The sequence below is a fragment of the Nocardia sp. NPDC050406 genome (assembly GCF_044459025.1).
Lineage (GTDB): Bacteria > Actinomycetota > Actinomycetes > Mycobacteriales > Mycobacteriaceae > Nocardia.
Genome location: NZ_JBITIM010000003.1, coordinates 303,330 through 316,603, shown reverse-complemented (window position 1 = coordinate 316,603; position 13,274 = coordinate 303,330). Strand labels below are relative to the sequence as shown.

14 protein-coding genes are annotated in these 13,274 nt (G+C 67.9%); 13 read left to right on the top strand and 1 reads right to left on the bottom strand.

All coding sequences use genetic code 11. From position 1 onward, the window contains the following. Positions 1–12: 12 nt before the first annotated feature. Positions 13–3,486: an AAA family ATPase gene (locus ACIBH2_RS25030; protein ID WP_397121603.1), complete on the bottom strand. Its 3,474-nt coding sequence runs from the start codon at positions 3,484–3,486 to the stop codon at positions 13–15. Between the two features lie 343 nt (positions 3,487–3,829). On the opposite strand from ACIBH2_RS25030, the gene infA reads away from it, so the two are divergent. The 13 genes from infA (at position 3,830) to ACIBH2_RS24965 (ending at position 13,242) form a co-directional block, all read left to right on the top strand. Beyond that, a complete protein-coding gene (infA, locus tag ACIBH2_RS25025; RefSeq protein WP_003886926.1) occupies positions 3,830–4,051 on the top strand; it encodes a translation initiation factor IF-1 in 222 nt (73 codons plus the stop codon). A gap of 95 nt (positions 4,052–4,146) precedes the next feature. After that, positions 4,147–4,260, top strand: a complete 114-nt coding sequence (gene rpmJ, locus ACIBH2_RS25020; RefSeq protein WP_011207363.1) for a 50S ribosomal protein L36 — start codon at positions 4,147–4,149, stop codon at positions 4,258–4,260. A gap of 236 nt (positions 4,261–4,496) precedes the next feature. Beyond that, positions 4,497–4,868 carry a 30S ribosomal protein S13 gene (gene rpsM, locus ACIBH2_RS25015; protein WP_397121600.1) on the top strand — a complete coding sequence of 124 codons (372 nt, stop codon included), beginning with the start codon at positions 4,497–4,499 and terminating at the stop codon, positions 4,866–4,868. A 9-nt stretch (positions 4,869–4,877) separates the two neighbouring features. Continuing rightward, on the top strand, positions 4,878–5,291 hold the full coding sequence (gene rpsK / locus ACIBH2_RS25010; protein ID WP_397121598.1) for a 30S ribosomal protein S11: 414 nt from the start codon (positions 4,878–4,880) through the stop codon (positions 5,289–5,291). A 21-nt stretch (positions 5,292–5,312) separates the two neighbouring features. Next, positions 5,313–5,918: a 30S ribosomal protein S4 gene (gene rpsD / locus ACIBH2_RS25005; protein WP_397121596.1), complete on the top strand. Its 606-nt coding sequence runs from the start codon at positions 5,313–5,315 to the stop codon at positions 5,916–5,918. Between the two features lie 178 nt (positions 5,919–6,096). Beyond that, positions 6,097–7,155 (top strand): DNA-directed RNA polymerase subunit alpha, encoded by a 1,059-nt coding sequence (locus tag ACIBH2_RS25000; RefSeq protein WP_067519345.1) that lies wholly within the window; start codon positions 6,097–6,099, stop codon positions 7,153–7,155. A 53-nt stretch (positions 7,156–7,208) separates the two neighbouring features. Beyond that, positions 7,209–7,700: a 50S ribosomal protein L17 gene (gene rplQ, locus ACIBH2_RS24995; RefSeq protein ID WP_397121593.1), complete on the top strand. Its 492-nt coding sequence runs from the start codon at positions 7,209–7,211 to the stop codon at positions 7,698–7,700. Positions 7,701–7,728: 28 nt separating this feature from the next. Then, complete coding sequence (truA, locus tag ACIBH2_RS24990; protein WP_397121590.1) at positions 7,729–8,643, top strand: tRNA pseudouridine(38-40) synthase TruA; 915 nt, start codon at positions 7,729–7,731, stop codon at positions 8,641–8,643. Positions 8,644–8,688: 45 nt separating this feature from the next. Further along, complete coding sequence (locus ACIBH2_RS24985) at positions 8,689–8,988, top strand: hypothetical protein (protein ID WP_397121588.1); 300 nt, start codon at positions 8,689–8,691, stop codon at positions 8,986–8,988. 15 nt (positions 8,989–9,003) lie between these two features. Beyond that, positions 9,004–10,017, top strand: coding sequence for a helix-turn-helix domain-containing protein (locus ACIBH2_RS24980; RefSeq protein ID WP_397121586.1), 1,014 nt, complete (start codon positions 9,004–9,006; stop codon positions 10,015–10,017). A 418-nt stretch (positions 10,018–10,435) separates the two neighbouring features. After that, positions 10,436–11,428 (top strand): AraC family transcriptional regulator, encoded by a 993-nt coding sequence (locus ACIBH2_RS24975; protein ID WP_397121583.1) that lies wholly within the window; start codon positions 10,436–10,438, stop codon positions 11,426–11,428. A gap of 88 nt (positions 11,429–11,516) precedes the next feature. Then, positions 11,517–12,371 (top strand): nitrilase-related carbon-nitrogen hydrolase, encoded by an 855-nt coding sequence (locus tag ACIBH2_RS24970; protein ID WP_397121581.1) that lies wholly within the window; start codon positions 11,517–11,519, stop codon positions 12,369–12,371. Positions 12,372–12,414: 43 nt separating this feature from the next. Then, positions 12,415–13,242 carry an LLM class F420-dependent oxidoreductase gene (locus ACIBH2_RS24965; RefSeq protein ID WP_397121578.1) on the top strand — a complete coding sequence of 276 codons (828 nt, stop codon included), beginning with the start codon at positions 12,415–12,417 and terminating at the stop codon, positions 13,240–13,242. The last annotated feature ends 32 nt before the right edge of the window (positions 13,243–13,274 follow it).

Genomic DNA, 13,274 nt, shown 5'->3' with positions numbered 1-13,274 from the left:
CTGAGGTGGTTCTCAGCCGCGGTAGCGGCGTTGGGCGGAGCCGAAGTCGTCGGCGACCGTGGCGGAGAGTTCGACGAGGGCGCGTTTGGTGTTCTTGTGCAGGCGGTGCAGGTCGATTTCGGCGCCCTCGGCGAGGTGTTCGTCGAAGGGGATGATGTGGACGGCGCGGCAGCGGGACAGGAAGTATTCGCGCAGCTGTTGGATGCCGACGTTGGGGGAGCCCTCGCGGGGGAGGTTGATGACGACCACCGCGTTGCGGACGAGGTGGTCGTGGCCGTGCAGGGAGAGCCAGTCCAGGGTGGCGGCGGCGCTGCGGGCGCCGTCGATGGCCGAGGAGGAGATCAGGACCAGGGAGTGGGCCAGGTCCAGGACGCCCGCCATGGCCGAGTGCATGAGGCCGGTGCCGCAGTCGGTGAGGATGATGTTGTAGTAGCGCTGCAGGATTCGGGTGACGTTGCGGTACTCGTCTTCGCTGAAGGACTCCGAGGCGGCCGGATCGCGTTCGCTGGCAAGGACTTCCAGGCGGCTGGTGCTCTGCGAGGTGTGGCGGCGGACATCGGAGTAGCTGCGAATCGATTCGTCCAGCAACAGGTCTCGGACCGTGGAGCGGGTCTGCAGCGGGACGCGCTGGGACAGGGTGCCGAAGTCCGGGTTGGCGTCGACGGCGATGACGCGGTCACCGCGAATCGACGAGAAGATGGAGCCCAAGCCCATGGTGGTGGTGGTCTTGCCGACGCCGCCCTTCAGCGACAGCACCGCGATTCGGTAATCGCCGCGCACGGGTTGGCGAATGCGCGCGACCAATTCCTGGAGCCGCCGCTCCTCGGCGGACATCCCCGGATTGATGGTGCCGCCGGACATGTGGTGCACAGCCTTGCGCCACCCCGAACCCGGGGCCTTCTTGGCCCGGCGCATCGGGAAATTGTCCAGTGACGGAGCCGGATTGCCCCGCGCCGCAGCGGGGTTGCCGTACTGCTGTGCGGGTGGTGGCGTGCCGTAACCAGGCGCTTGCCCATACGAGTTCGGCCCCTGCGCGTTGGGGTCGGGTTGCCTCTGCGGCGCGTAGCCGTGCGGCCCCTGCTGAGGCGCGTGATTCGGCTGGCCTTGCTGCGGCGCGTACTCGGGCTGGCCTTGGTTGGGCGCGAACTCCGGATGCCCCTGCTGTGGCGTGAACTCCGGTTGTCCCTGCTGTGGAGCGAACTCGGGCTGGCCTTGTGGCGGCAGCGTTCCAGGAAATCCTTGCGGTGCAGCCTGTTCCGGCTGACCCTGCTGGGGTACCGGACCGGGCTGGCGCTGCTGCTGCGCGTAGTCCTGCGGCCCCTGCTGAGGTGCGTAGCCGTATGGGCCTTGCTCGTGCGGTGGCAGCTGATTCGGTTGCGGCGCAAAGCCGTTCGGCGACAGCGGTGCGTGAGCGGCCGCGCCCTGGTGGTCGGGCCGGGGTGCGGGCGGCTGGTTCGCGACGTCGGGCGTCGGTTGTGCCGTGGACGGGGCGCCCCAGGTGCCCGCTTGCTGCGCGGAGTCCGGCTGTGCGGGGGCAGGTGTGTCCACCGCCCGATGCCGCCCAGCGGAATCCGAACCTTCCCGTCGGTCGGGCCGCTGAACGGCAGCATCGGCCACCGACATCTTCGTCGTCGGCTCGGCCGGTGCGGCCGACGGGAACCCCTGCGACACAGGCGAACTGGTCGGCACGGGAGTCGGAACGACCGGCTGCGCGCCATCGGTGGGCCGCGTATCGAATGGCGACTGAGCCAACGGCAGCCGCTGAATCACCTTCGGCGCATCAGTCGCCGACGAGTCCGTCTGCCCACCACTCCGCGACGGCGCGCCCTCGGCCGCCCCATCGGGTGCGCTCGGAAATGGCGGTCGAGACGGGAGGCTCGAAGCTGCACCGTTTGCCGAATCGTCTTGGCGCGCAGGAACATCGGCCTCGCTCGGCGGCAGATCGCTCTCGACCGCCGGACTGGGCGGCAGGCCGACCCCGCCTTGCGGCGTAGCGCCGTTGATGGCCTGGTTGTCGGGTGCGCCCGGCAGCGGCGGGCGAGGCGGCAGGCTCGAGCTCTGCGCCGCGCTCGGATCGTCTTGCCGCGCCCGCGCTTCGGCGGGGCTGGGCGGCAAGTCGCGCCCAACCGCCGGAGCTGGGGGCAAGCCGACACCACCTTGCTGTGGCGCTGCGGGTGCCTGATTGTCCGGTGCGTCCGGCAATGGCGGGCGGGACGGCAGGCTCGGGGTGGGATCGGTCGCCGGATCGTCCTGCCGCGCACGAAGTTCGGCGGGACTCGGTGGCAGATCACGCCGGGCCGGGCTCGGCGGAAGATCGGTTCCGTTCTGTGCCGGTGCACCGTTCGGTGACGGCGGCGCGCTCGGAATGGGCGGACGCGCACCGGCCTGGTTCTCCGGCGACGCGACCTCCGGGGTCGAAGTGCCGCCCCGTGCGATATCGCCGGGAGCCTCCGGGATCGGCGGTCGAGCGGGCAGGCTCGGCGGCTGGCCGGTGGCCGCCCCACCGTTCTGGGTGCCATTGGCGTCGGGCCGCTGCGGCAGATCATGGCCGACCAGAGACGACGTGGGCGACGGCGGCAGATCACGTTGCCGCGCAGCGCTATTCGTGGACGTGCCGGTGCTCGCCGAGGGCGGAGCCGGAGGAAGGTCGAAGCGCGTCGTCGCCTGAGGTGCCGGGGACACATCGGAACCCGATCCACCCGCCTGGCCATGGCTGGGCGCGGGAGAGACAGGCGAGACGTCGTCGCCCGGCCGCCCATGATTCGGCGCGGGCGGAAGATCGAACGGCGGCCGTTGCCCCTGGTTCGGCGCGTCGGGATGGGGCTGCGGTGCCTGGCTCGGTGGCGCATCGAAGCGGGGCGGCTGGCCCTGGCTCGGTGCCGGAGGTGCGTCGTAGCGCGGCGGCTGCTGGCCGTGCCCGGACGCGCCGGGCGTACGGCGCGGCACACTCAGCGGCTGCTGCTCCTGGCTCCCGCGCGACGGAACGCCGGTCGTCGGCGACTGCTCGGGACGCGGCGGCAGACCCTGCCCTTGCTCGGGACGGGGCGGAAGGCTCTGCGTCGGCTGCCCTTGCTCAGTGCGTTGCGGAATGCCCCCCTGCTCAGGCCGCGGGGGAAAACTCTGCGTCGGCTGCCCCTGCTCCGGACGCACCGGAACCCCTTGCGTCCGCTGTTCCTGCTCTGGCCGCGGCGGAATCCCCGGCGGCGGTTCCGATTCCGGCGCGTGCGCGTCGTTCGGGCTCCACGGCGCGCGCTCGTTCCACGCGGGCGTCGGCGGGATCTGGACCGGTTCGCGCTCGATCGGTTCGGGTTCGGGGGTGTCCTTGCGGTTCTTGCGGCGGCCGAAGAGGCCGCCGCGGGACTTCTTCTCGGGAATGAGGTCGTCGTGGGGGAGGTTCTCCACCGGAGCCTCGTAGCCGACCTCGGTGACCTCGCTTTCGGAGAGCCACGGCGGCAGCATGGGCAGGCCGTCGTTGTTGCGGCTCACACTGTCCCCCTGAGTACTGGTCCGATTGATTGCAGGACAGGCCGTAGTTTAGCGATCATCGCGAGGGGGTGTCGGGGGCAGTCGATACTCGAGCGGCCGAAAACCGCCATCGGACCCGGTCACGGCGGCCGGTCCGGCACATGTCACAGCGCCCGTATTTGGCTCGAGCTGCGAAGACCGGTAAGCTTGGACGGCGGTGCGCCTACACGTTGGTCGTGGCATGTCCTCATGTCGGTCCAGCGAGTATGGCACCGGGTCGACTGGAGTGCACGACAACCAGTGACGAAACTAGCCGAAACGAGCTGTGACCAACCAGGTTCAGCCAAACGGGATCGCGGAGGATATGGCGAAGAAAGACGGGGCCATCGAGGTCGAGGGTCGAGTTATCGAGCCGCTCCCCAATGCGATGTTCCGGATCGAGCTGGAGAACGGACACAAGGTTCTGGCGCACATCAGCGGCAAGATGCGGCAGCACTACATCCGCATCCTGCCCGAGGACCGCGTGGTCGTGGAGCTGTCGCCCTACGACTTGTCCCGCGGTCGCATCGTCTACCGCTACAAGTAATCGCTCGTCGATTACCCCTAGATTTCCCCGGCCATTTCCGGCCGGGGAACAACTGTGTTCACGGCCAGTGAACACCGACCCAGATTGGATTTGACGTGAAGGTTCAGCCGAGCGTCAAGAAGATCTGCGAGAAGTGCAAGGTGATCCGCCGCCACGGTCGGGTCATGGTGATCTGCGACAACCTGCGTCACAAGCAGCGTCAGGGCTGATCCGAGCCTAGAGCTCGATCGGCCCGGGGCAGTGGGTTCTTTCACTGCGCCGGTCGCGCACCAGCCAAGCACCGAACGCAGTTCGGATTGGCAACACAGAAGAACTCCCAGCGCCAGTCGCCGTTGTCGAGCCCCGAAGGGGGCGGATGGCGGCCTACCCCCGGTACGGAGGCCGGGGCCCCATACGAGGGGACGGACAGGGAGCAGACCTCCGAAATGAAAAGGAACCCGCCACTATGGCACGTCTGATGGGCGTCGACCTCCCGCGCGAAAAGCGCATGGAGATCGCGCTGACCTACATCTTCGGCATCGGCCGGACCCGCTCCAAGGAGATCCTGGAAGCCACCGGCGTCAGCCCGGACCTGCGCTCGAAGGACCTCAGCGACGACGACCTGACCAAGCTCCGCGACTACATCGAAGCGGGCGAGTTCAAGGTCGAGGGTGATCTGCGCCGCGAGGTGCAGGCCGACATCCGTCGCAAGATCGAGATCGGCTGCTACCAGGGCCTGCGTCACCGTCGTGGCCTGCCTGTGCGCGGCCAGCGGACGAAGACCAACGCCCGCACGCGTAAGGGTCCGAAGAAGACCGTCGCCGGTAAGAAGAAGTAGGGATAGCGCATGCCTCCGAAGAGCCGGGCCTCGGGCCCGAAGAAGACTCAGAAGTCGCGTCGCCGGGACAAGAAGAACGTCCCCCACGGCCACGCGCACATCAAGAGCACGTTCAACAACACGATCGTGTCCATCACCGACCCCACGGGCAACGTCATCTCCTGGGCGTCCTCGGGCCACGTCGGTTTCAAGGGCTCGCGTAAGTCCACCCCGTTCGCCGCGCAGCTCGCTGCCGAGAACGCTGCCCGCAAGGCGCAGGAGCACGGCGTCAAGAAGGTCGACGTGTTCGTGAAGGGCCCGGGTTCGGGCCGCGAGACCGCGATCCGTTCGCTCCAGGCCGCGGGCCTGGAGGTCGGCACGATCTCCGATGTCACCCCGCAGCCGCACAACGGCTGCCGTCCGCCCAAGCGGCGTCGCGTCTAGCGGGAAAGGATTTAGCGAAAAATGGCTCGTTATACAGGCCCCATCACCCGCAAGTCGCGTCGTCTGCGTGTCGACCTCGTCGGAGGCGACCAGGCGTTCGAGCGTCGTCCTTACCCGCCCGGCCAGCACGGCCGCGCGCGGATCAAGGAATCCGAGTACCTCATGCAGCTGCAGGAGAAGCAGAAGGCTCGCTTCTCCTACGGCGTCATGGAGAAGCAGTTCCGCCGCTACTACGAAGAGGCGAACCGCCAGAAGGGCAAGACCGGCGACAACCTGCTGCGTCTGCTGGAGACCCGTCTGGACAACGTCGTGTACCGCGCCGGTCTGGCCCGTACCCGTCGTGCGGCTCGTCAGCTCGTCAGCCACGGTCACTTCACCGTGAACGGCAAGAAGGTCGACGTTCCCAGCTTCCAGGTTTCTCAGTACGACATCATCGATGTCAAGGAGAAGTCGGCTGGCATGCTGCCGTTCCAGGTCGCGCGTGAGACCCTCGGCGACCGCCCGATCCCGGGCTGGCTGCAGGTCGTTCCCGGCCGTCTGCGGATTCTGGTGCACCAGCTCCCCGAGCGTGCGCAGATCGATGTTCCGCTGCAGGAACAGCTGATCGTCGAGTTCTACTCGAAGTAAGGCGCTAACCCGCCGCTGGTGGGAGAGAGTGCGGGGGCTTCGCCCCCACACCCCCGGAAAGGGGAACCGGGGGCCTTGCCCCCGGACCCCCGAGCGGGGCGGAGCCCACGGGTTCCGCTCTCCCGCAATCCATGTCGTGGACGTCAAATAGTGGGCGTCTTTGAAGGAGGAATAGTCCATGCTGATTTCACAGCGACCGACGCTGACCGAAGAGGTCGTGTCCGAAAACCGCTCTCGGTTCACCATCGAACCGCTGGAGCCGGGCTTCGGCTACACCCTCGGCAACTCGCTGCGCCGCACGCTGCTCTCCTCGATCCCGGGTGCCGCTGTTACCAGCATCCGCATCGATGGCGTGCTGCACGAGTTCACCACCGTCCCGGGCGTGAAGGAAGACGTCACCGACGTCATCCTGAACCTCAAGGGCCTGGTCGTGTCGTCCGAAGAGGACGAGCCGGTCACCATGTACGTGCGCAAGCAGGGCCCGGGCACCGTCACCGCCGGTGACATCGTCCCCCCGGCGGGCGTCACCGTGCACAACCCGGATATGCACATCGCCACCCTGAACGACAAGGGCAAGCTGGAGATCGAGCTCGTCGTCGAGCGCGGTCGCGGCTACGTCCCCGCCGTGCAGAACAAGGCGTCGGGTGCGGAAATCGGCCGGATTCCGGTGGATTCCATCTACTCTCCGGTTCTGAAGGTGACCTACAAGGTCGAGGCGACCCGTGTCGAGCAGCGCACCGACTTCGACCGGCTCATCCTGGATGTCGAGACCAAGAACTCGATCTCCGCGCGGGATGCGCTGGCGTCGGCCGGTAAGACCCTGGTCGAGCTGTTCGGTCTGGCCCGTGAGCTCAACGTCGAGGCGGAGGGCATCGAGATCGGCCCCAGCCCGGCGGAGGCCGATCACATCGCGTCCTTCGGTCTGCCGATCGAGGATCTGGATCTGACCGTGCGGTCCTACAACTGCCTCAAGCGCGAGGGTGTGCACACCGTCGGCGAGCTGGTTGCCCGCACCGAATCGGATCTGCTGGACATCCGCAACTTCGGACAGAAGTCCATCGACGAGGTCAAGGTCAAGCTGCACTCGCTCGGCCTCTCGCTCAAGGACTCCCCGGCCTCCTTCGACCCGTCCTCCGTCGTCGGCTACGACGCGGCGAGCGGCACCTGGAGCGACAGCGGCTCGTTCAGCGACACCGACAGCGGCGAGCAGGACTACGCCGAGACCGAACAGCTTTAGGCCATCCGGGGTGTAGCGCCCCGAATCGGCCTTCAACACAGGAGATTCCAACAATGCCCAAGCCCAAGAAGGGTGCCCGCTTCGGCGGGTCGGCGTCGCACCAGAAGGCGATCTTCGCCAACCTGGCCACGGCGCTCTTCGAGCACGGTCGGATCACGACCACCGAGTCCAAGGCCAAGGCGCTGCGTCCCTACGCCGAGAAGCTCGTGACCAAGGCGAAGGGCGGCACCCTCGCCGACCGTCGCGAGGTCATGAAGGTGATCCGCAACAAGGACGTCGTGCACTCCTTGTTCGCGGAGATCGGTCCCTCGTTCGAGGGCCGTGAGGGTGGCTACACCCGCATCATCAAGACCGTTCCCCGCAAGGGTGACAACGCGCCGATGGCGATCATCGAGCTGGTTCGCGAGAAGACCGTGACCAACGAGGCCGATCGCGCCCGCCGTGTTGCCGCGTCCAAGGCCGCCGAGCCCAAGGTCGAGGAGAAGGCCGACGAGGCTGCCGCCGAGACCGCCGAGGCTCCGGCCGAGGAGAAGGCCGCCGAGTAAGGAAGACGTACGTCTTCTCATCGGACTCATGAGTGAGCCCGCCGTCCCCTCCGGGTCGGCGGGCTTCTCTCATATTAACCAGGAGATCGCTGTGACCGAGGACGTCCTGCCCGGCAAACCGGTTGCGGTTCGGGTACGACTGGATATCAGCTACGACGGCACCGACTTCATCGGATGGGCCCGCCAGCCCGGTCTGCGCACCGTGCAGGGCGTTCTCGAGGAGTCGCTGAGCAAGGTGCTGCGCGAGCCGATCCAGTTGACCGTTGCCGGACGCACCGACGCGGGCGTGCACGCCGAGGGCCAGGTCGCGCATTTCGACACCCACGCCGAGGTCGACGGGCCGCGGCTGCTGCACCGGCTGGCACGCTTCCTGCCGAAAGACGTGCGGGTCAAAGACATTCGCTTCGCCCCGCCCGAATTCGACGCGCGCTTCTCCGCGATCCGCCGCCATTACGTCTACCGGCTCACCACCGCGCCGTACGGGGCCGAACCCCTGCGCGCCCGGTCGGTGGTGGCCTGCCGCTCCGACGTCGATCTCGACGCCATGCGCGCCGCCTCGCGAAATCTGTTGGGGCTGCACGATTTCGCCGCTTTCTGCCGCCGCCGCGAGGGCGCGACCACGGTCCGCGAATTGCAGCGCTTCGACTGGGAGCGCGACGGTGATCTGCTCACCGCCCATGTGAGCGCGGATGCCTTCTGCTGGTCCATGGTTCGCAGTCTGGTCGGCGCGGTGCTGGCCGTGGGGGAGGGCCGCCGGACCCCCGAGTGGGTGGCTGGGCTGCTCGAGGAACGCGCGCGCTCCAGCGCCGTGACCGTGGCTCCCGCGCACGGCCTGAGCCTGGTCGCGGTCGACTATCCGGCCGATGCGGAGCTGGCCGCCCGCAATGCGCAGACCCGTGAGGTGCGCACCGTGCCGAGTGCCGAAGGCTGCTGCGGCGGTTGATATTTTCGTGAGTCCGCCGCCCGCCCGCGAGATCAGGAGTAGATCGTGCTGCATGCCGTTCTGTACGCCATCCCGGTGATCATCTATCTGATCGTCGGCGCGGTCGTGATCTGGGTGACCCTGCGCCGCACCGTGGATATGCCCGTCGCGACCCGGCGCGCGGAGATCTGGCGGGCCTACAGCGTGCTGCTCATCCCGGTGTTGGTGGGGCCGATTCTGTTCGGCGGTATCAGCGGCGGCAATATCCTCGCCCTGCTGCTGCTCGAAGTCGGCTTGGCCGCAGCGGTTCTGGGGGCGGCGGCGCTCACCGCGCGCAGAGCGATGGCAACGCGGGGAGAACGATAGGGCGCGGATATGTGCGTGCCGGATATCAACGAGGTCGAGATCCGCTCGGGGGCGCAGCTGTCCCCGCGCGAGGCGTTCCAGCGCTGGGAATCGCATATGAGCGACACCTATTTCCCGCTCGCGGTCTCGCCGTCGCCCGGGCCGGACTTCCACGGGTGGATCAGCCACGGCAGCTACGGCGGTGTGGAACTGTCGGCCGTGGGCTCCATGCCGCAGCGGGTGCGACGCACCGAACAGGCCGTGGCCGATGCCGACGACGAGTATCTGCTCGCGGGCATTTTCGTGAAAGGCCAAGGGCGACTACATGTCGGCGACCAGGTCGCCGAATTGGGCCCGGGCATGATGGTGCTCTACGGCAGCGGCCGCAAGTACCACTGGGACCTGGAGGGCGACTGGCAGAAGACGGTCGTGCAGGTGCCGCTGGACCGATTGCGCGCGCACAGCGGACTCACCCTCGACGATGTGCCGACCGTGGTGGCGCTGCCGGGCAACAGCGCCACCGGCGTGGTGTCGCGATTCTTCTGCGGCCTGGCCGATCTGCAGCGCACCGATCCGGAACAGGCTGCCGTGCTGGCGAATCCGGCCATGGAGTTGCTGGTGTCGGCGGTGACGCTCGCCGCGGGCAGCGAACCGCCCAGCCCCGACGCCTTCGCCCGCGAACAGGTCTTGGACTACATGCGCCGCCACTGCACCGACCCGGGCCTCACCGTCGACCGAATCGCCCTGGGCTGCTTGATGTCCCGGCGCACGCTCTACCGCGTCTTCGACGAATTCGAAGGCGGCCCCGCCACGGTGCTGCGCCGCATGCGCGTCGAGCACGCCTGTGACCTGCTCGCCCGTTCGTCCCTCCCCATCGCCGCGATCGCCACCGCCTCCGGGTTCCTCACCGAGCGCCACTTCTACCGCGCCTTCCGCACCGAACAGGGCATGACCCCGGCGGCCTTCCGCATCACCGATACCGCGGCCGCCGAACAATCCGTCGTGGACAAGGGCGACGCGCGATCTTTCGGGCGGCATTGGCAGCTCTGACTCCGCATTGTGCTGGCCGGTTGCCGCGGTGGGTCGGCGGTGGGTCCACCGGCGGTATACGACCGCATTCGCGCAGACGGGGTGCCCGCGGCGGTGATCGATCCGGTCCGGCGACGAAATCCGCGGCCGATGGCGACGAGATCCGCACCACCGAGTCTCGACGCACCCCACCGGACCGCCACCGCCTCCCTCGGAACCGCATGCGACCCGCACCTCGATCCGGACGCTTGATCAGCGGGAACCGGTGGCGGCGCGGTTCGGCTGGCACCCGCCGTCAGTTTTCACCCGCGCCATGGGATGTCCCGAATGCCGGGATTGTGCCGAAGATTTACCGAGGATGGCTGCGAAGGTGCGAGCGAACTCGTAGCTGCCGTGCGAATTCTGGGAGTTGTGGCCCGGAGGGTGGGAAGATACCCGTGTGGGACGTCCGATTGCCGCCACCGCCGAGGTCGTATCGACCCCGGACGTGTCGCCGCGCCAAGCGTTCGAGCAGTGGGAGGCGATTGTCGCCGACAGCATCGTTCCCGCGACGGTCGAGCCGCTGGTGCACGGGAAATGGCACGGACGCGTGTCGTACAGCCAGTTCGACCGCTCGAGTGTGACCCTCATGCGCGCCAGCGCACAGCGGGTGGCGCGGTCGCGGCGGCAGGTCGAACAGTCCGGCGAGGAGTACTTCCTCGTCAATTTCGTTGTCGACGGCGTCAATTGGACCGATCAGAAGGGGCGGCGGGCGCAGACCGACTCCGGGTCCGTGGCATTCTTCGACGGCGGCCGCCCGATTGTCAGCGTGACCACCGACAACGCGCTCTCGGTGGTGGTGCGCGCACCCATGGAACAGGTGCTCGAACACTCCGGACTCAGTCGCGACGAACTGCCCATCGCCACGGCCATGCCCACCTCCGGCGCGCTCGGCGTGGTGACCGGATTCTTCCGAGGGCTCGCCGAGCTGCCGCCCGCCGAGAGCTCCCGCGCGGCAACGGTGCTCGGCACCCAGTGTGTCGAAATGCTGGCCTCGGCGGTCTTGCTGGCGACGGGTGAGAATTCGCCCGCGCCGCCGGATTCGGTATTCACCCGGCGACAGGTCCTGGCCTATCTGCGCAAGCGCTTCACCGATCCGGATCTCACCATGGACGAGGTCGCGCACGCCTGCCTGGTCTCGCGGCGCACCCTGTACCGGGTGTGCGCCGGATTCGGCGGGCCCGCGGCGCTGGTGCGGCGCATGCGCATCGACCACGCGCGCAAATTGCTGCGCACCGATCCCACCCGGCCGCTCTCGGCTGTCGCCTTCTCCTCGGGATTCGGCACCGAGCGGCACTTCTATCGCGCGTTTCGCGAGGAAACCGGAATGACACCCGGGGAATTCCGATCCGGTTTGGATATCGACAGCGAAGCAGGCACAAGCGGTCTGTAGCTAGGCACGCGATGTCGGTGTGCCTCGGCACTCACCTGGCGAAGGGTGATTGCACCGTGAACAACGGTGGGTGTCGAGGGGAGGCGAGGTGCTTTCGAAAGTGCGTGTCGCGGCGGTGCAGGCCGAGCCGCGATGGCTGGACCTGCGAGCCGGTGTCGAGCAGGCCGTCGATCTGATCGCCGAGGCGGCCGCGGGCGGCGCCCGGCTGGTCGCCTTCCCGGAGACCTTCCTGCCCGGATATCCATGGTGGTTGTGGCTGGACTCGGTGAGTTGGGGCCCCGGGTTCTTCGCCCGCTACCGAACCAATTCCATGATCGTGGGGCGCGCCGAATTCCGCCGTCTCACCGATGCGGCGCGGCGTCACCGAATTCATGTGGTGCTGGGGTTCAGCGAGCGATGCGGCAGCAGTCTGTACATGTCGCAGGCGCTCATCGACTCGCGCGGCGCCGTCGTGGGCGTGCGGCGCAAACCGCAGCCGACCGAGTTGGAGAGCATGATCTTCGAGCGCGGTGATCGCGTGCAGCCCTACGTATTCCGCACCGGGATCGGTCGGATCGGCATGCACGGCGGCTCCGAGCAACTGCTGCTGCCCGCGCGGCAGGATCTGGAACGCAGCGGCGCCCAGATCCATGTGGTCTCCTGGCCCGGATTCGTGGTCGCCAAGGATGTGCGCTGGGGTGTACGGGTCAATACCGCCGCCACGCTCTGGTACGCGGTGGTGGGCGGCATGTTCGTGATCGCGCCCTGTGCAGTCATGGATGTCGCGGGCAGTGCGCACCGGCGCGGGCCGGAGCCGACGAAGCGCCTGGTGCGCGGGCCGGGCGGGCACACCCGGATCTACGCGCCCGGCGGTCGGGAACTGGCCGCGCCGCTGCCCGGCGGCGCCGAGGGCCTGCTCTTCGCGGATCTCGATCTCGATCTCACCGCGGAGAATGCCGCATGAGGTCGACGGAATAGGCACGGCGGCACGCGGGTTCGGTTCGGGTATGACTGAACTCGGACGATTCGGTGTGTGGGTACCGCACACCGAGGTGACCCCCGCACAGGCCCGTGAGATCGAGGAATTGGGCTACGGTGCGCTCTGGTTGGGCGCCTCGCCCGGGGCCGATCTGCCCGGTGTGGCGGAGCTGCTCGACGCCACCGAAACGCTGACGGTGGCGACCAGCATCGTCAATGTGTGGGCCACCCCGGCCAAGCAGGTGGCGGAGTCGTTCCACCGCCTCGAATCTCGCTATCCCGGACGCTTTCTGCTCGGTATCGGCGCGGGCCATCCGGAGATCACCAGCGAATACCGCAAGCCCTATGACGTGCTGGTCGAATATCTCGATGAATTGGATGCGGCGGGAGTGCCGCGCGAGCGCCGCGCCCTGGCCGCGCTCGGCCCGCGCGTGTTGAAGTTGGCGGCGGAGCGCACGGCCGGGCCGCTGCCGTATCTGGTGACCCCGGATCACACCCGCGAGGCGCGCCCGCTCATCGGTCCGAATGCCCTACTCGCGGTGGAGCACAAAGTGGTGTTGGACGCGGATCCGGTGCGCGCCCGGCAGACCGCCCGCCCGCGCGTGGAGTTCTATCTGGACCTGACGAACTATGTCACCACATTGCGTCGTCTGGGATTCGCCGACGCCGATCTCGCCAAGCCCGGTAGCGATCGGCTATATGACGGACTTGTGGCGCACGGAAGTGCGGAATCCGTTGTGAAACAGCTTGTTCGCCACATAGACGCTGGCGCTGACCACGTCGCGCTGCAGATTCTCGACGACGATTCGTTGTCCACGCTGCGCGCGCTCGCGCCACTTCTGCGCGAAATCCCCTGAGGGGAAGTCGTTCACAAGAGCCGCCGGTGGGC